The following is an 18279-nucleotide window of genomic DNA, read 5'->3' on the forward strand; positions in this document are numbered from 1 at the left end:
ATCCAAAGATCGTGCCGGCCGAGATCGGCGCCCTGCCCTCCAGCTCGATCGGCGACTTTCTCGTCACCGTGTGCAAGCAGTTTGCAAGCCGGCCGGCTTTCGTCTGCATGGGCAAATCGATCACCTATGCCGACCTCGAGCGACAGTCGGCCGCCTTCGGCGCCTATCTGCAATCAACGGGGCTGCAGAAGGGCGCGCGCGTCGCGCTGATGATGCCGAATGTGCTGCAATATCCGGTGGCGATGATGGCAGTGCTTCGCGCCGGCTATGTCGTGGTAAACATCAATCCGCTCTACACGCCGCGCGAGCTGGAGCACCAGCTCAAGGATTCCGGCGCTCAAGCCATTGTCATCCTCGAAAATTTTGCCTGCACCCTGCAGGCGGTGATCGCCAGGACCGCGGTCAAGCATGTCGTGGTCGCCTCGATGGGCGACATGCTCGGCGGGCTCAAGGGAACGATCGTCAACTTCGTTGTACGCCGCGTCAAGAAGATGGTGCCGGCATGGTCGCTGCCCGGCCATGTCAAGTTCAACGCCGCGCTGAAGGCGGGCACCGGCAAGGCCTTCAGGCCCGCAAGGGTCGCGGCCGACGACATCGCCTTCCTGCAATACACGGGCGGCACGACCGGCATCTCCAAGGGCGCGATGCTTTTGCACAGCAACATTTTGGCGAACGTCGCGCAGAACGCGCTGTGGGCCGAAGACGCTTTTACCGTCAAGCCGAAGCCGGCGCATCTGAACTTCCTCTGCGCGCTGCCGCTCTATCACATTTTTGCGCTGACGGCGAACGTGCTGGTAGGCATGCAGCAAGGCGCGCAGAATGTCCTCATCCCCAATCCGCGCGACATTCCCGGCTTCGTCAAGGAGCTGCAGAAATACCCGATCCACATCTTTCCGGGCCTCAACACGCTGTTCAATGCGCTGCTCAATAATGAGGATTTTCGCAAGCTCGATTTCAAGCCGCTGATCCTGACGCTGGGTGGCGGCATGCCGGTGCAGAGGGCCATCGCCGAACGCTGGAAGGCGCTGACCGGCTGCCCGATCAGCGAGGCCTACGGGCTCACCGAGACCTCGCCGGGAGCAACGATCAACAAATTCAGCGACGGCGTTTACACCGGCACGATCGGCCTGCCGCTGCCCTCGACCGAGATCGCCATCCGCGACGACGACGGCAACAATTTGCCGCTCGGCGAAGTCGGCGAAATCTGCATCCGCGGACCGCAGGTGATGGCCGGCTACTGGAACCGGCCGGACGAGACCGCCAAGGTGATGACCGAGGACGGCTTCTTCAAATCGGGCGACATGGGCTTCATGGACGACCTTGGCTACACCAAGATCGTCGACCGCAAGAAGGACATGATCCTGGTTTCCGGCTTCAACGTCTATCCGAACGAACTCGAGGAAGTGGTGGCGCAGCATCCAGGCGTACTCGAAGTGGCGGCGATCGGCGTGCCGGACGAGCATTCGGGTGAAGTGCCGAAGCTGTTCGTCGTCAAGAAGGACCCGGCACTGACCGCCGACATGCTGACGGCTTATTGCCGCGAGAACCTGACCGGCTACAAGCGTCCCAGATATATTGAGTTCCGCACCGAGCTGCCGAAGACACCGGTCGGCAAGATCCTGCGACGGGCGTTGCGGGGCTAGGCGCAGCTTGAGCGATTGCATCGCCGGCGCCAACGCCGTGAGCATAGGTTCGCGCCCGGACCCGGCACAGTTCATCCGGGCGAACATGCGGATCGCCCCCGTGCCCGCGCTTCCCGAAATTCGGCTCTACACCGCCCATCCGGGAAGCGGGCTCAGGCGGCTTCTCGAATGGAACCAACATGCGACCGAAGAAGACGGACCTGAACCGGAGCCACCGTACTGGGCCTATGTCTGGGCCGGCGGCGCGGTCCTTGCCCGCCACATATTCGACCGGCCGGAGACCGTGGCCGGCCGTCGCGTGCTCGACCTCGGCGCCGGTTCGGGTCTCGTCGGCATTGCAGCGGCAAAAGCCGGGGCAAGCGCGGTCGTCGCGGCCGAGATCGATCGCAACGGTGTGGTTGCGCTCGGCCTCAACGCGACTGCGAACGGCGTCGCTATCATGATCATTGGCGAAGACATCACCAGCGGTCCGCCGCCACCGGTGGATGTCGTGGTGGTCGGCGACCTGTTCTACGCCCATGATCTCGCCGGCCGGGTCGTCCTCTTCCTCGACCGCTGCCTTGCAGCCGGCATCGCCGTGCTGATCGGCGATCCGGGCCGCGCCTATCTGCCCCGCTCGCGGCTTCGCCTGCTGGCCGAATACGAGGTGCCGGATGTCGGCGAAGGCAGGAATGCGGCGATGAAACCGAGCGGCGTGTTCTCGTTCGGACCAGCTAGCTGCGAGTCTAGACTGTCTCGCTGACCCGCGCCGAAAGAAAATCAGGCAGGTCGGCCACCGAATCCAGAATGACGTCGGCTATCTGGGACAGCGATTCACGTGTGCCGGTGCCGGACAGCACGCCGACCGCCAGACCGCAGCCGCCCGCCCGCGCCATTTCAAGATCGTGACGGTTGTCGCCGACCATGGCGATTGCCGAGGGCCTGAGCCCCGTCAGATCAGAGAAGGCAAGGATCGTATCCGGCGCCGGTTTTGGATTGGCCACCGCGTCGTAACCATAGGCGGCGTCGAAAAGCTGCGCGACGCCCAGCGTGACCAGGGTCTTTTCCGCGCCGCTGGTCGAGTCGTTGGTGGCGACACCAAGCCGGTAGGATTTTCTGTGAAGCAGGCCAAGCGTCTCGACCACGCCCGGCAGCGCCACCGCCATTGCCGATCCTTGCGCCGAGGTGATGGCGTTGAAGCGGGCGACGGCAAGCATCTGGTCCTCGTCGGACAGCCGTGGAAACCACAGCTCGACGACGTCCATGTTGGTGCCGGAGGCAAAAATCGAATCCGGCTTGAAGCGCTTGGTGGCGAAGTCGAAGCCCGCCGCCGCAAGCAGCCTGTCTGCTTTCCAGCGATCGCCTTCGGCCGCATCCATCGCCATGAAGTCGGCGATGCCCAGCCATGTCGCGTTGAAATCCACGAGCGTGCCGTCCTTGTCGAACAATATTCCCTTGATGTCCGCCAAGCTTTTCACTCCGGGCCGCGCAAGCGGTGGATGTATTCCACCAGTCCAGCAGTCGAGGCATCCCGCTTTGCGGCGTTCTCCTTGCCTTCAACGACGGGCAGCAGCCCGGTTGCCAGTTCCTTGCCGAGCTCGACGCCCCACTGGTCGAAGGAGTTGATGTTGAACAGCGTGCCTTCGACGAAGACGCGGTGTTCGTAAAGCGCAATCAGCCGTCCGAACGTGTGGGGGTCGAGTTTCCTGTAGAGGATCGTCACTGAGGGGCGGTCGCCGGAGAAGACGCGGTGCGGAGCAATCCTGTCGACATCGGCCGGCTTCATGCCTTTCGCCAGCATCTGCGCTCGGGCTTCCTCAAGCGTGCGGCCCTTCATGAAGGCTTCCGACTGCGCCAGGCAATTGGCAAGCAGAAGGTCGTGGTGATGCTTCAGTTCCGGCTCGTGGCCGACGGCAGCGGCGAGGAATTCGACCGGAATGAAGTCGGTGCCCTGATGCAGAAGTTGGAAGAAGGCATGCTGGCCATTGGTGCCGGGCTCGCCCCAGACCAGCGGGCCGGTCGGCGTCGTTACAGCGCCGCCGTCCAGGGTGACGCTCTTGCCGTTCGATTCCATGTCGAGCTGCTGCAGATAGGCCGGCAGCCTGGACAGACGCTGATCGTAGGGGATGACGGCGCGAGCGGGGTATTTGCAGATCACGCGGTGCCACCAGCCAATCAGCCCCATCAGCGCCGGCAGGTTCTTCGCCAGCGGGGCGGTGCGGAAATGCTCGTCCATCTCATGGGCGCCGTCGAGAAAGGCGCGAAAATCCTTCGGGCCGATGGCGATCATCACCGGCAGACCGATCGCACCCCAGACGGAATAGCGCCCGCCGACCCAGTCCCAGAAGCCGAAGACGCGATCGGGCGCGATGCCGAATTTGGCGACCAGGTCGAGCGCCGTCGAGACGGCGGCGAAATGCTTGCCGACCGCTTCCTTGCCGAGCGCCTTCTCGACCCATCTGCGCGCGGTTTCGGCATTGGTCATCGTCTCGACCGTGGTGAAGGTCTTGGAGGCGATGATGAACAGGGTGGTTTCGGCGGAAAGACCCTTCAGCGTGTCGTGGATATGGGCACCGTCGATATTGGATACGTAATGCGCGCGCGGCCCGTCATGATAGGGCGCCAGCGCCAGCGTCGCCATGGCCGGGCCGAGATCGGAGCCGCCGATGCCGATGTTGACGATGTCGGTGATCTTCTTGCCGGTCGCGCCGGCCGCCTTGCCGGAACGCACCGCGTCGGCGAAGGCACCCATCGCGTCGAGTACGGCAAGGACTTCCGCCTTCACGTCCTGGCCGTCGAGCACGATGCCCTTGCCGGTCAGGTTGCGCAGCGCCGTGTGCAGCACGGCGCGGCCTTCAGTGACGTTGATCTTCTTGCCGGCAAACATCGCGTCGCGCCGGCCTTCGAGGTCAGCGGCCTCAGCCAGTTTCTCCAGCAACTCCATAGTCCGCGCATCGACCGCGCATTTCGACCAGTCGAGCAGCAGGTCGCCGTCACTGGCGGAGAATTTCTCGAAGCGCTGCGGATCGGCAGCGAAAGCCTCGCGCATCGAGCCCGATTTGGCCGCACGGTGATCGCGCAATGCGTCGAGCTGCTTTTGAAAGGACGATTGATCCACTGCTTCGCTCCGGTCTCTTGAGATGCATCTTATCAGGCCGGATGTTTCCGGCGCGTGTCGTCGCGGCAAACTATCGGGTCGAATCGCATCTGTTTCAATGCGCAGCGATGCCGCAGCGCAGCGTGGGCCGGCTCAAAGGATCACTGGCATAAATCCCAGCGATCAGAAAAATTGATTGGCGCAACACCTTGTGCCACCGGTACATTCGACTGGTCCAGCCATGTGAAAAAAGCTGGCCATCGAGGAACATCTCCCATGCCACAGCGAAACGACACGGCCATTTGGTCCGGCCTGTTCCGGATTTCGGCGGAATCCGGTCAGACCCTGCAGGCGCAGATCCGCCAGGCGATCGTCGCCGCCATCCTCGACCGGCAGATCGCGGCTTCCATGCCGCTTCCGTCCTGCCGGATTCTTGCCGAAAAACTCGGCGTGGCGCGCGGCACCGTGGTGCTGGCCTTCCAGCAACTGGTCGACCAGGGCTTCCTGGTGGCGCGCGAGCGCCGCGGCCATTTCGTCAATCCCGAAGTGCTGGCGACGCCGGCCAAGCCGCATCAGAAGGCGCCCGACCAGGCCAACGAGATCGACTGGAAGGCGCGTCGGCAGATCGCGGCGAGCGACATGCCGCCGCCGGCCAAGCACGACAACTGGATCAAGTCGTCATACCCCTTCGTCTATGGCCAATTCGACCCGGCGCTGTTCCCGACCGCCGAATGGCGCGAGTGCAACCGCATGGCGTTGGCGGTGCTCGAAATCCGCAACTGGGCATCCGACATGGTCGACCGCGACGATCCGCTCCTGATCGAGCAGATCCAGGCACGGCTGCTGCCGCGACGCGGCATCTTCGCCAATCCGGACGAGATCATCGTGACGTTGGGCGCGCAGAACGCGCTTTACATGCTGGCGACGCTGTTGATGACCAAGGGCTCCAAGGTGGCGATGGAGGACCCGGGCTATCCCGATGCACGTTCGATCTTCCGGCTGGCCGGCGCCGAGATCCAGCCGGTTCCGGTCGACCACTCCGGCATCGTAACCTCGGCCATTCCCAATGATTCCGGCTTCGTCTTCGTCACGCCCAGCCACCATTGCCCGACCATGGTGCCGCTGTCGGCGGAGCGGCGGCAGGAGCTTTTGGCGCGCGCCAACCGGCACAACCAGATCATCATCGAGGACGGATATGACAGCCAGCTCCTGGACGAGGCGCCGCAGCAGGCGCTGAAGAGCCTCGATCGCTCCGGCCGCGTCGTCTATGTCGGCTCGATGTCGAAGACGCTGGCTCCCGGCCTCAGGCTCGGCTACATCGTCGCCTCGGCCGGGCTGATCTCCGAGCTTCGGGCGCTACGCCGCTTCATGCTGCGCCATCCGCCGGCGAACAACCAGCGCGCCGTGGCGCTCTTCCTGTCGCTCGGCCATCACGAGGCGCTGGTGCGGCGGCTGTCGAGCGCCTTCGACGAGAGGCGCAAGCGTCTGGTCCATGCGATTTCCGCCTTCCTACCGGAGTGGCGCTCGACCGATTCGGCCGGCGGCACGTCGCTCTGGCTCGAGGGGCCGCGCGGCACCGATTCGCGCGGGCTGGCGGAGGCCGCGGCCTCGCGCAGCGTCATCATCGAGCCTGGCGACCGCTTCTTCGACCGCACCGAAAAGCCATCGCGTTTCATGCGCTTGGGCATTTCCTCGATCGCGTTGCAGCACATCGAACCCGGCATCCGCGAACTGGCGACGGCAGCTGGACGCAGGCCGGCAGCGGCCTGATCTCCCTTCCCCGACCGGAGCCTGGCGCATGTGGTGCGGCTCCGGTTCTTTAGCTCCTTGGCATATTCGACGGGACCGGCTGGCACATAGGCTGTGCCAATGCCGGCGGCATAGTCGCTGTGTAGAGGGACGAAGCAGGCCGATGGTGGACCAACCGCCGCGAGTTCCTGCCGATGAAGGTGGAGTGCTTCCATGCCAGTGGCTGTCGAACAGCAGGACACGCCGGCGAACCGTCGTCCACAGCGCTCCGGTCTTCGCGAAACAGGACATGCCATGCGATCAGCTCCTCTGATGGAGGACACCGGACCACGACACCTGGCCATCGAGGGCGGCAGCTACGGGCCGCTGCGCCGGGATGACTGCGAGCGCATCCACGAGGGCGTGCTGACGCTCCTGGAGACGGTGGGTTTCGCCAATGCCATCCCTTCCTGCATAAAGGTGCTGACCAAGGCGGGGGCGGTCCATGGCGACGACGACCGTGTGCGCTTTCCACGCGCGCTAGTGCTCGACACCATCCAGCGGGCGGCACGACATTTCACACTTCATGGCCAGGACGCCAGGCACGACATGGTGGTCCAGGGCAAGCGCGTGCACTACGGCACGGCAGGTATCGCCGTGCACCTGGTGGATCTGGAGAAGCGCGAGTACCGCGAATCCAAGCTGCAGGACATTTATGATGCTGCCCGCATCGTCGATGGGTTGGACAACATCCATTTCTTCCAGCGGCCGATGGTGGCGCGCGACATCGCCGATCCGCTCGAGATGGATTTCAACACGCTCTATGCCTGTGTGATGGGGACATCGAAGCACGTCGGAACATCCTTCACCGTTCGTGAGAACGTGAAGCCGGCGCTTGAAATGCTGTACGCCATCGCCGGCGGCGAGGAGAATTTCCGCGCCCGGCCATTCGTTTCTAACTCTAACTCATTCGTCGTGCCGCCGATGAAGTTCGCCGAGGATGCCTGCGGCGTGCTCGAGGCTTGCGTTGAAGGCGGCATCCCGATCCTGCTGCTCTCGACCGGCCAGTCCGGCACCACAGCACCTGCGGCGATGGCCGGCGCCGTCGTGCAAGCGGTGGCCGAAGTACTGGCCGGCCTGGTCTATGTCAACGCGCTCAAGCCGGGCCATCCGGCGATCTTCGGCGCTTGGCCGTTCATGTCGGACCTGCGCACCGGCGCCATGGCCGGCGGGTCGGCCGAGCAGTCGGTGGCAACGGCGGCCTGCGCCCAGATGGCGCAATTCTACGATCTGCCCGGCGGCTCGGCCGCTGGCATGACGGATTCGAAACTGCCCGACATTCAATCCGGCTACGAAAAGGGCATCACCAATGTGATGGCCGGCCTCTCCGGCCTCAACCTCGTCTACGAGGCGGCCGGCATGCATGCCTCGCTGCTCGGCTTCTGCCTGGAGAGCCTGGTCATCGACAACGACATGCTCGGTCATTGCCTGGGCTGCGCACGTGGCATCGACGTGACTGACGAGGCCCTGTCGATCGACAGCATCGCCGAGGTCTGCCTCAAAGGCCCAGGCCACTATCTCGACAACGAACAAACGCTCAAGCTGATGCAGACCGATCATCTCTATCCCGCCTTCGCCGATCGTTCCTCACCGAAGGAATGGAACGAAAAAGGCCGACCTGATATATTGCTGCGGGCGATCACCGAGAAGAAACGCATTCTTGCCGAACGATTTCCGCGCCACGTGCCAAAACAGGTCGACGACAGATTGCGTGCCCGCTTCGGCAGCCTGATCCACCTGCCGCGCACGCATATGGGCGGCTGACCGGAGACGAGTTCGTGCAGCCATACAGCCACCACCCAGAGCCAATTCCGGACGGAAAACCGCTTCACAGTTTTCCTGGAATTGCCCCAGGACCAACCATCGGGCAGAACGACAAATGACTGCGCATCCTATCCTGCAAGCCCACACCGACGGCGACGCGATCGATCGGCTGGTGGCGTCTCACCGGCCCGGCCACGGCCTGGTGCGTGCCTTCTATCATGACCCGGCGATCTTCGAGCGTGACATGGAACGTGTCTTTCGCCGCCACTGGCATTGCCTGGCCCATGCCAGCGTTATCCCGAACCCCGGCGATTTCGAGCTGTTCAAACTGGGCGATGAGGCGGTCATCCTGACGCGCGGCATGGATGGCACCGTGCATGCCATGCTCAATGTCTGCCGCCACCGCGGCGCCGAGGTCTGCACCAAGGAGAAGGGCAACGCGAAGATGTTCGTGTGTCCCTACCACGCCTGGACCTATTCCAATGACGGGTCGTTGCGCGCTGCCCGCCTGATGCCGAAGGATTTCGACCGCACGGCGCACGGGCTGAAGAAGCTTCATGTCCGCGTTGCCTCCGGGCTGGTTTTCATTTCCTTCGCGGAGACGCCGCTCGATTTCGATCCAATCGAACAGTCGCTGCGCACAAGCTGCGGCCAGTATGGCTGGGGCGACGCCAAGGTGGCGTATCGCCAGTCCTATCCGCTCGACGCCAACTGGAAGCTCGCCGTCGAGAACTATGTCGAATGCTACCATTGCGGGCCGGCGCATCCGGAATATTCGCAGACGCATGCGCTGGAAAAGCCGGCCGAGATGATCGAGCAGCTCAACGCGGCGATGGAGCAGCGCACCTGCGCGCTTGGCATCGAGATCGGCAGCGCCAACCGCTGGCAGAACTCGGCGGCCGGTCAGGAAGCAATCCATACCTTCCGCTATGCGCTCTATGATGGCGTTTCGAGCGGCAGCCAGGATGGCTCGCCGGTGGCCCCGCTGATGGGCCGCTTCACCGACTATGACGGTGGCGTCACCTCCATCCATCTCGGCGGCACGACCTTCCTCGTGTGCTATCCCGATCACGGCATGATCTACCGCTTCATCCCGAAAACCGCGGGCACCTGCGAGATGGAGCTGATCTGGCTGGTGCGCGGCGACGCGGTCGAGGGCCAGGACTACGATCTGGAGAAGCTGACCTGGCTGTGGAAGGTCACCACCCAAGAGGACAAGAAGATCATCGAGCACACAGCGCGTGGCGTGCGCTCGCACTATTTCGTGCCGGGGCCGATCGCGCCGATGGAATACAACGAACTGCGCTACATCGGCTGGTATCTTGAGGAGATCAGCCGGGCTTGATCGACTCGGCTGCCGCGGGGGGATCCGGCAGATCTTGCCTGTCGCGTCATTCCGCGCTGAGCCCGTATCGGTCGACGACTTCGGCGTTGATCAGCTTGGCATGCAGCGTCATCAGCACGATCTGTGCGTCGAAGCTGTCGCCGGCCTCAAGTGCCGCCTCGATGCGGCGCTCGGCTTCCAGCGTCCGTTGATGGCCATTGGCTTGCTCGAAGGTTTCGGGACCCGCGATGCAATAGCTGCACAATTGTGCCACCGACGCATAGATGCCCGGCGGCGGCTCGTCGGGCCAGTGATCCTTCATCAGATTGACGATCGTGAGTTTTACCCCCTCCGGCACAAGGGCGGGATGCAGATCGGCGCCGCGCAATGCATCGTCGAGCTGCCTCAAGTCGCCCGAGCGACCGAACATTCCAAGGAAGCCGAGGGAAGAACGCCGTTGCGCCATAATGGTCCAACCGTTCCCAACCAGTTAGGTGGTTCACAAGCGGAATACAAAGGCAGCGGCATCCAAGCGTCGCGTTTAAGTAGATTCAGGCGATGCGCTTCAAGTCCTTGCAGGCATCAGCTACTTACCGCCAGCAACAAGACACCGGCCAGCGCCGATCCGGCAAGCGTCGGCAGGATACCGATCTTCAGCTTCAGAATGGCGATCATCGAGGCACAGGAAAGCAGCGCCGCGCGCCAGTCTATCGATGAAAGCACCGGCACGTCCATTCCAAGCCCGACATTGCGCACTTCGCCGAAGATGACGTGCAAGCCGAACCATAGAGCGAGATTCATGATGACGCCGACGACGGCGGCGGTGATCGCACCGAGCGCCGCCGACAGCGCCTTGTTACCGCGCAGCGCTTCGATGTAAGGCGCGCCAAGGAATATCCATAGGAAACATGGGGTAAACGTCGCCCACAGCGTGAACAGCCCGCCAAACAGTCCGGCAACCAGCGGCGCCAGCAAGCCCGGCTGGCGGAACGCGGCAACGAAGCCGACGAACTGCAAGACCAGGATGAGCGGACCCGGCGTGGTTTCGGCAAGTCCAAGGCCGTCGACCATTTCACCGGGTGCCAGCCAGCCGAAGTACTCGACCGCTGCCTGCGCGACATAGGCAAGGGCTGCGTAGGCGCCGCCGAAGGTGACGACCGCCATGACACTGAAGAAGCCACCGATTTGCGTCCAGACGCTGGCAGGGCCGGTGAAAGCCCAGACCAGCAGAACAGGCCCCAGCCAGATCGGCAGCCAGATCGCCAAAGTGCGCGGCGCGTGCCATCGCGTCGGCCTGACGTGGGTCAGTTCACCGCGCTCGAACATCAGATCCACCGCGCCCTTGATGTCGGGAACATCGCCCTTGCCCTGCGATGCGGCTGAAAAAAATGCCGGCGCACTACGGTTGCCGATCCAGCCTGTCAGGCCGGCAAGCAGGACGATCAGCGGAAACGGCACGTTCAACGCGTAGATGGCGATGAAGGCAGCGAGTGCGATCGACACCATGATCGGGTTTTTCAGCGCGCGTCTGCCGATCCGGATCACCGCCTCGATGACAATGGCGAGCACGGTCGCCTTGACCCCGAAAAACAGCGCCGCGACGAGTGGTACATCGCCATAGAGCGCATAGAGGCTGCTCAGGACGAGCATGACAAGCGCGCCCGGCACGACGAAGAGAATGCCGGCAACAAGGCCGCCGGCCGTTTTGTGCAGCAACCAGCCGATATAGATGGCGAGCTGCTGGGCCTCGGGGCCAGGCAGCAACATGCAGTAGTTCAACGCATGCAGGAAGCGCTGTTCGCCGATCCAGCGCCGTTCCTCGACCAGTTCCTTGTGCATGAGCGCGATCTGCCCGGCCGGGCCGCCAAAGCTGAGCACGCCGATTTTCGCCCAGACCTTCACGGCCTGCCGGAAGCTCGGCACAGCGGGCTCCTGAATCTCCGCCGGCTTTTTCGATAGGACGGCGCTCACGATGGTTTGCCCGCGCTGACTGCGCCGGCGGCCGGCCAGTTATGCGTCTCCTCGGTGGCATCGCGGCACCAGCGGAAGAACATATCATAGAGCAGCATGCCGGCCTCGAGCTGCTCCAGATCGTTGCGAAACATCCGTGACAGGCCAAGCGAGGCGGCCAGGAACCCGGCCGCCTGTGGAACAAGATCGAGGCTCGCAGTATCGGCGGCGCGTATGATCGTGGCCAAGCGATCGAGTGCTTCGGATTTAAGCCCGAACTCCTCGATCATGGTGTCGAAGGTGCAGCGTTCGCCGCGGTGGCTCCAGAACACGTTCTCAATGTCGAAAGGCACGGCCTGAAAGCGATCGGCGACGGCCGACACTTCGGCCGGCTCGACGAAGAGAAAGACCGCGTGAGGATCGATGAAGCGCCGAATCAGCCAGGGGCAGGCGATGCGGTCGACCTTCGGGCGCGTACGCGTCACCCAAACGGTGCGGCCCTTGGCATCGCGGGGCGGTATCTTGCGGGCGTCAACGAGAAGCCCCTTGGCATCGCGCCAGTCTTCAAACCCGCCGTCGAGCGATTCGGCGGCAATGCCCTCGTGGCGCAGCCATGCGGCCACGCCTTGCGAGAGCTTTTTTCCCTGTTGGCAGACGACTGTCACTTGCCAGCCGGCGAAGTCGGCAGCCCAGTTCGAGACAGTCCTGAAATCACGCCGATCCGACGCCGGCAGCAGGCGCGGGTCGGCGTTGTAGTCATCGTCGATGCGGACATCGATGATCGCGGGTGCACCCGGCAGACCAATCAGACGGGATAGTTGCGGTGCGGTGATGGTTGTTGTCGACGGCATGGCGTCCACCTCCTGGAAAGAGAAGCTTGGACGCGAACATTGGGCTGACGCCTCACGGGGTCGTCGCGATGCACCCCTTGCGATGATCGTGGATTTGTCGCGCTCGCTTGTCAAGCATTGCCGTTCTCGCGGGAGCAATCGCTGTTGACAAATGACCGCGTCCAACCCTGTGCCGGGCATTTCTGCCCATTATCGGCAGGCTATCGCAGGTGGAAAGCCGAGGCTTTCGCTCTACGATGTACCCCCACCCCTACCCCTCCTGGCGCTGACCTCGGCAAATTGCCTGCACCGGCGGCTGGCTCGTGCGACGGACCCTGGTCAGTGATTGTCCCTCGGCACGCCGCTTGTATGAGCCACATCCTGGTATTTCACCGCCGGCTTCAGCACCATGCCTTCGGAAAACTGGTCGACCATGCCGCGCTGGATTTCCTGCCAGGGCGTCTGGTGCTTCGGATACTGATAGCCGCCATTGTTCTGCAGCTCGGTGCGCCGCCGCGTGATCTCGTCGTCGCTGACGAGGATGTCGGCGGTGCCCTTGCGCAGATCGACGCGGACGCGGTCACCGGTCTTCAGCAGCGCCAGCCCGCCGCCGATGGCGGCTTCCGGCGAGGCGTTGAGGATCGAGGGCGAACCCGACGTGCCCGACTGGCGGCCGTCGCCGATACAGGCCAGCGCGTGGATGCCCTTTTTGATCAGATAGGCCGGCGGCTGCATGTTGACGACTTCGGCGCCGCCCGGATAGCCGATCGGGCCGGCGCCGCGCATGAACAGGATGGTGTGCTCGTCGATGCCTTGTGCCGGATCGTCGATGCGGGCGTGGTAATCCTCGGGCCCGTCGAACACCATGGCGTTGCCCTCGAAGGCTTCGGGGTCCTTCGGGTTCGACAGATAGCGCTCGCGGAACTCGGGCGAGATGCCGCTGGTCTTCATGATCGCCGAATCGAACAGATTGCCCTTGAGATTGATGAAGCCGGCATTGGCTTTCAGCGGCTCGGCAACCGTGCGGATGACGTCGAGGTTCTCGTTGACGGCGCCCCTGCAATTGTCGCCGATGGTCTTGCCGTTAGCTGTCATGGCTTCCGGATAGGGCAGCAGGCCGCCCTTCATCAGTTCGGCGACCACGGCCGGCACGCCGCCGGCATGGTGATAGTCCTCGCCGAGATATTCGCCCGTCGGCTGCAGATTGACGATGAGCGGTATGTTGAGGCCGACCTTCTGCCAATCGTCATTGTCGAGCGGCACGCCGAGATGGCGGGCGATGGCATTGAGGTGGATCGGCGCATTGGTCGAGCCGCCGATCGCCGAGTTGACGACGATGGCGTTCTCGAAGGCCTTACGGGTCATGATGTCGGAGGGCTTCAGATCCTCATGCACCATGTCGACGATGCGCTTTCCGGTCTCGTAGGCGATCTGGCCGCGCTCGCGATAGGGGGCGGGGATAGCGGCCGAGCCCGGCAATTGCATGCCGAGCGCCTCGGCCAGCGAATTCATCGTGGTGGCGGTACCCATCGTGTTGCAATAGCCGGTCGACGGCGCCGAGGAGGCAACGATATCCATGAACTCGTCATAGCCAATCTCGCCGGCCGACAGGCGCTGGCGCGATTCCCAGACGATGGTGCCGGAGCCGGTGCGCTTGCCCTTGTGCCAGCCGTTGAGCATCGGGCCGACCGAAAGCGCGATAGCCGGAATGTTGACGGTGGCCGCGGCCATCAGCATGGCCGGCGTCGTCTTGTCGCAGCCGATGGTGAGGACCACGCCGTCGAGCGGATAGCCGTAGAGCACCTCTACCAGGCTGAGATAGGCAAGGTTGCGGTCAAGTGCAGCAGTGGGCCGCTTGCCGGTCTCCTGGATCGGGTGGCAAGGGAACTCGAAAGGGATGCCACCCATCGAGACGATGCCTTCGCGCACGCGCTTGGCCAGTTCGATGTGATGGCGGTTGCAGGGCGACAGGTCCGAGCCGGTCTGGGCGATGCCGATCAGCGGCTTGCCGGACATCAGTTCGGCCCGCGTCAGCCCGTAATTCAGGTAGCGCTCCAGATAGAGTGCCGTCATGCCCGGATTGTCGGGATTGTCGAACCACTCCTGCGAGCGAAATTTTTTCTTGTGGGTGGGGGCGCCTGCCATCGTGGTCTCCGTATTTGTATGACAAATCGATATGACAACGCGCGGGAGCAGGCAAGGGGCACGCGCCATCCGAATCCGCTCTTTGGTACGAAAGACATACATCTGCCTCCGCGCCAGACGGGATCGTGGTTTGTCAGCCCGCTATCCCGGAGAGTTGGAGCGCGTCGCCGCGGACCCTACCTGACCCTTCCGGCCACCCTCCCCCTCAAGGGGCCCACTTGGGGAGGCACATCCGCATCACTCGAACACGATGCTCGGCACTGCAGCCTCGGCCGCGCCGCGCTCTTCATTGACGCGGTCCCAGACCTTGGCCGCGATGTCGCGATAGATTTTCGCCTCAGCGCCATCCGGCTTGGAGACCACCACCGGCGTGCCGGCATCGGAGCTTTCGCGGATGCCCATCTCGAGCGGCACTTCGCCAAGGAAGGTGACGCCGAGACGCTCGGCCTCGCGGCGGGCGCCGCCATGGCCGAAGATGTCGTAGCGTTTTCCCGTATCGGGGGCGAGAAAATAGCTCATGTTTTCGACGATACCCAATAGCGGCACGTCGACCTTTCTGAACATGTTGAGGCCTTTGCGCGCATCGATCAGGGCCAGGTCCTGTGGCGTCGAGACGATGACGGCGCCGGCCAGCGGCACCTGTTGGGCCATGGTCAGCTGGGCGTCGCCGGTGCCGGGCGGCATGTCGACGACGAGCACATCAAGCGGTCCCCATTCGACCTCGCGCAGCATCTGCGTCAATGCCGACATCACCATCGGCCCGCGCCAGATCATCGGCGTCTCCTCATCGACGAGGAAGCCCATCGACATGACCTTGAGGCCATAATTCTGCATCGGCTTCAGGATCTTGCCGTCGACGGTCTGCGGCCTGCCACGAATGTTGAGCAGACGCGGCATGGAAGGGCCATAAATGTCGGCATCGAGCACCCCGACCCGCAGCCCGTTGGCGGCAAGCCCAAGGGCGATATTGACGGCGGTGGTCGACTTGCCGACGCCGCCCTTGCCGGAAGCGACGGCGATGATCGCTTCGATGCCGGGTACGCCGCGCTTGCCCTGGCTGTGCGAGGCGGGCGCCTGCGGCGCGGGACGCGCAGGTGCGGCCGGCGGAGCGGGCCTCTGAGCCGGTCTTTGCGGAACCGGCGCCTCCATGCCGCCGCCCTTCTTTTCCGCCGTCAACGCGACCACGGCGCCGGCAACACCGGGGATCGCCTTGACGACACGTTCGGCCGCCGCACGCAGCGGTTCCATCTCCTGGGCACGGGCAGCGGGAACGGTGATCGAAAAGAACACCTTGGCATCGGCAATGAAAATCTCGGAAACCAGGCCGAGGTCGACGATATTGCCGGTGAAATCCGGCCCATTGACCGTCTTCAGGCGCTCGATAACGATTTCCTTGGTCACGTTTTCATTGGCGGCGGGCATGAGTTTTTCCTCTACTTTTCCGCTCCAGATAATGCAGTTCCGGAACAGAACCAAGCGATGGACCACCAATTGCAGCGGCGTATCGGGGAGGCAGCGAGCATATGACGGCATTTCCAGTGGGAGCAGCCGTCGCCAAATCGTCAACGCAGCCTATTTCATGAGCATGGAATGACAGCCAGGGAAGGAGACGAATCATGCTCGCAAACAGCAACGCGACGGCCAATCTCGCCGTGAAGGACCTGGCCAAGGCCAGGGCATTCTACGAAGGGGTCCTTGGCCTGAAAGAGGTGCACAATGAAGGTGGCGAACTGATCGTCTATAAAAGCGGCGACACCAGCATCAACGTCTACCGTTCGAACTTCGCTGGGACCAACAAGGCGACGGCTGTGACATGGACGGTCGGCGACGAACTCGGCAAGATCGTTGAGGCATTGAAATCGAAGGGCGTGACCTTCGAGCATTACGACATGCCCGGGCTGACGCTTGAGGGTGACATCCATGTCGGTCACGGCATGAAGGTCGCATGGTTCAGGGATCCGGACGGCAACATCCTGAATCTTGTGGACCGGTAGTCGCCGCGCCGGAGGCGGCTCCAGGCGCCATGATGCTCACATCACCTTGCCAGACCGACCGCGAAGTAGGTGAGAGCCGCGATCGCCGCGGTTGCCGGCAAGGTGACGATCCATGCCACCACGATGTTGCCGGCAATGCCCCAGCGAACGGCGGAGACGCGGCGGGCGGCGCCGACGCCGATGATAGCGCCGGTGATCGTGTGCGTGGTCGATACAGGAATACCGAGCCAGGTGGCGGCGAACAGGGTGATCGCTCCGCCGGTCTCGGCGCAGAAACCCTGCATCGGGTTCAGCCGGGTGATCTTCGAGCCCATGGTGTGGACGATGCGCCAGCCGCCGAGCAACGTGCCCAGCGCCAGCGCCGACTGACAGGTGATGACGACCCACAGCGGCACGTAAAAATTCGCGCCGAGCATGCCTTGCGAATAGAGCAGCACGGCGATGATGCCCATGGTCTTCTGCGCGTCGTTGCCGCCATGGCCGAGCGAATAGAGCGAGGCGGAAAAGAACTGCATGACGCGGAAGGTGCTGTCGACGGCGAACGGCGTCTGCCGCACGAACAGCCACGAGACCGCGAGGATCAAGACAAGCGCCAGCAGAAGGCCTGCCGCCGGCGACAGCACGATGGCCGCCGTCGTCTTGCCCAACCCGGCCCAGACGATGGCACCGGTGCCTGCCTTGGCAACGCCGGCGCCGACCAAACCGCCAATCAGAGCGTGCGAGCTGCTGGACGGGATTCCGACGAGCCAGGTGACGACATTCCAGACGATGGCGCCGACAAGTGCTGCGAAGATTACTGCCGGCGTGACGATGCTGGCGTCGATGATGCCGGTTCCGAGCGTCTCCGCTACGTGAAGACCGAAGAACATGAAGGCGATGAAATTGAAGAAGGCCGCCCAGAACACCGCATAATGCGGCCGCAGCACCCGGGTGGAGACGATGGTGGCGATGGAGTTGGCGGCATCGTGCAGGCCGTTGAGGAAATCGAAGAACAGCGCGACGACGACAAGGCCGACCAGCACGGGAAAGGCTATTGCGGCTTCTGACACTATACGTTCTCGATGACGATGCCGCTGATTTCGTTGGCGACGTCCTCGAAGCGATCGACCACCTTTTCCAGCTGGCCGTAAATCTCGCTGCCGATCAGATAGGCCATCGGATCGCTGCGGCCGTGCCGCTTGAACAGGTCCTTCAGGCCCTGCTCGTGCAGGTCGTCGGCCCGGCCTTCGGCGCGCATGACCTCCTCGGCGATGGCGTTGAGGCGCACCGTATGCGCCCCGACCTTGCCGAGCAGCGGGATCGCCTCGGCCACCAACTTGGCGGCCTCGACGATGACACCTCCCATTTCCTGCATCAGCGGGTCGAATTCCTTCTTCTCGAACAGCCTTACCGTCTTGACGGTTTTGTGCATCATATCGATGGCATCATCCATCGACTGGATCAGGTCCTTGATGTCGCCGCGGTCGAAGGGCGTGATGAAGGAGCGGCGCACGGCCAGCAGCACTTCCGCGGTGATCTGATCGGCTTCGTTCTCGAGATCGATGATCGTCTGACACCAGCGGTCGATGTCGTTGCCCTGCAAAAGCTGCTGCAGTGCCTCGGCGCCACCGACCACGGTGCGGGAATGCCGCTCGAACAGGTCGAAGAAGCGATCTTCGCGCGGCAAAAGCTTGCGGAACCAGCCCAGCATGTTCGGTACTCCCGTCGTGTCCAGTCCACGACCCCGTCTCATCCACATAGCGCCGCATTCCATCGCGGGAAACAG

The 18279-nt window shown here is 63.3% G+C and carries 15 protein-coding genes; 6 read left to right on the forward strand and 9 right to left on the reverse strand.

Annotated features, from left to right (window positions below):
* Positions 1-11: 11 nt before the first annotated feature.
* Both NKH41_RS00755 and NKH41_RS00760 read left to right on the forward strand, forming a co-directional pair.
* Entirely contained in the window at positions 12-1643 is a 1632-nt protein-coding gene (locus NKH41_RS00755; RefSeq protein ID WP_352769182.1) for a long-chain-fatty-acid--CoA ligase, read from the forward strand.
* 85 nt (positions 1644-1728) lie between these two features.
* Positions 1729-2385, forward strand: coding sequence for a class I SAM-dependent methyltransferase (locus NKH41_RS00760; RefSeq protein WP_352769261.1), 657 nt, complete (start codon positions 1729-1731; stop codon positions 2383-2385).
* Here the strand turns inward: NKH41_RS00760 and NKH41_RS00765 are convergent.
* Together NKH41_RS00765 and pgi are read right to left on the reverse strand one after the other, a co-directional pair.
* On the reverse strand, positions 2369-3091 hold the full coding sequence (locus tag NKH41_RS00765) for an HAD family hydrolase (RefSeq protein WP_352448533.1): 723 nt from the start codon (positions 3089-3091) through the stop codon (positions 2369-2371). The two genes, NKH41_RS00760 and NKH41_RS00765, sit on opposite strands and share 17 nt — an antisense overlap.
* Positions 3092-3096: 5 nt before the next feature.
* Positions 3097-4740: a glucose-6-phosphate isomerase gene (gene pgi / locus NKH41_RS00770; RefSeq protein WP_352591237.1), complete on the reverse strand. Its 1644-nt coding sequence runs from the start codon at positions 4738-4740 to the stop codon at positions 3097-3099.
* 255 nt (positions 4741-4995) lie between these two features.
* On the opposite strand from pgi, the gene pdxR reads away from it, so the two are divergent.
* The 3 genes from pdxR to NKH41_RS00785 all read left to right on the forward strand — a co-directional run bounded on the left by pdxR (position 4996) and on the right by NKH41_RS00785 (position 9616).
* Positions 4996-6489, forward strand: coding sequence for a MocR-like pyridoxine biosynthesis transcription factor PdxR (pdxR, locus tag NKH41_RS00775; RefSeq protein WP_023676815.1), 1494 nt, complete (start codon positions 4996-4998; stop codon positions 6487-6489).
* 192 nt (positions 6490-6681) lie between these two features.
* On the forward strand, positions 6682-8271 hold the full coding sequence (locus NKH41_RS00780; RefSeq protein ID WP_352769179.1) for a trimethylamine methyltransferase family protein: 1590 nt from the start codon (positions 6682-6684) through the stop codon (positions 8269-8271).
* A gap of 115 nt (positions 8272-8386) precedes the next feature.
* Positions 8387-9616 carry an aromatic ring-hydroxylating oxygenase subunit alpha gene (locus tag NKH41_RS00785; protein WP_352681335.1) on the forward strand — a complete coding sequence of 410 codons (1230 nt, stop codon included), beginning with the start codon at positions 8387-8389 and terminating at the stop codon, positions 9614-9616.
* Positions 9617-9662: 46 nt separating this feature from the next.
* On the opposite strand, the gene NKH41_RS00790 is transcribed toward NKH41_RS00785, so the two are convergent.
* The 5 genes from NKH41_RS00790 to NKH41_RS00810 form a co-directional block, all read right to left on the reverse strand.
* On the reverse strand, positions 9663-10061 hold the full coding sequence (locus NKH41_RS00790) for a hypothetical protein (protein WP_352469996.1): 399 nt from the start codon (positions 10059-10061) through the stop codon (positions 9663-9665).
* A 116-nt stretch (positions 10062-10177) separates the two neighbouring features.
* Complete coding sequence (chrA, locus tag NKH41_RS00795) at positions 10178-11566, reverse strand: chromate efflux transporter (RefSeq protein ID WP_352681337.1); 1389 nt, start codon at positions 11564-11566, stop codon at positions 10178-10180.
* Positions 11563-12396 carry a chromate resistance protein ChrB domain-containing protein gene (locus NKH41_RS00800; protein WP_352769258.1) on the reverse strand — a complete coding sequence of 278 codons (834 nt, stop codon included), beginning with the start codon at positions 12394-12396 and terminating at the stop codon, positions 11563-11565. Before NKH41_RS00800 ends, chrA begins: the two co-directional genes overlap by 4 nt.
* A gap of 318 nt (positions 12397-12714) precedes the next feature.
* Entirely contained in the window at positions 12715-14520 is a 1806-nt protein-coding gene (locus NKH41_RS00805) for an IlvD/Edd family dehydratase (protein ID WP_352769176.1), read from the reverse strand.
* Between the two features lie 237 nt (positions 14521-14757).
* On the reverse strand, positions 14758-15942 hold the full coding sequence (locus tag NKH41_RS00810) for an Mrp/NBP35 family ATP-binding protein (protein WP_352577477.1): 1185 nt from the start codon (positions 15940-15942) through the stop codon (positions 14758-14760).
* A 194-nt stretch (positions 15943-16136) separates the two neighbouring features.
* Here NKH41_RS00810 and NKH41_RS00815 point away from each other — a divergent pair, with 194 nt between their 5' ends.
* Positions 16137-16514 (forward strand): VOC family protein, encoded by a 378-nt coding sequence (locus tag NKH41_RS00815; RefSeq protein WP_352469991.1) that lies wholly within the window; start codon positions 16137-16139, stop codon positions 16512-16514.
* A 41-nt stretch (positions 16515-16555) separates the two neighbouring features.
* On the opposite strand, the gene NKH41_RS00820 is transcribed toward NKH41_RS00815, so the two are convergent.
* Complete coding sequence (locus NKH41_RS00820; protein WP_352769173.1) at positions 16556-17563, reverse strand: inorganic phosphate transporter; 1008 nt, start codon at positions 17561-17563, stop codon at positions 16556-16558.
* Positions 17563-18204 (reverse strand): DUF47 family protein, encoded by a 642-nt coding sequence (locus tag NKH41_RS00825; protein WP_352613837.1) that lies wholly within the window; start codon positions 18202-18204, stop codon positions 17563-17565. Before NKH41_RS00825 ends, NKH41_RS00820 begins: the two co-directional genes overlap by 1 nt.
* Between the last annotated feature and the right edge of the window lie 75 nt (positions 18205-18279).

Origin of the sequence: Mesorhizobium sp. M1169 (assembly GCF_040318345.1) — a bacterium.
Taxonomy (GTDB): domain Bacteria; phylum Pseudomonadota; class Alphaproteobacteria; order Rhizobiales; family Rhizobiaceae; genus Mesorhizobium.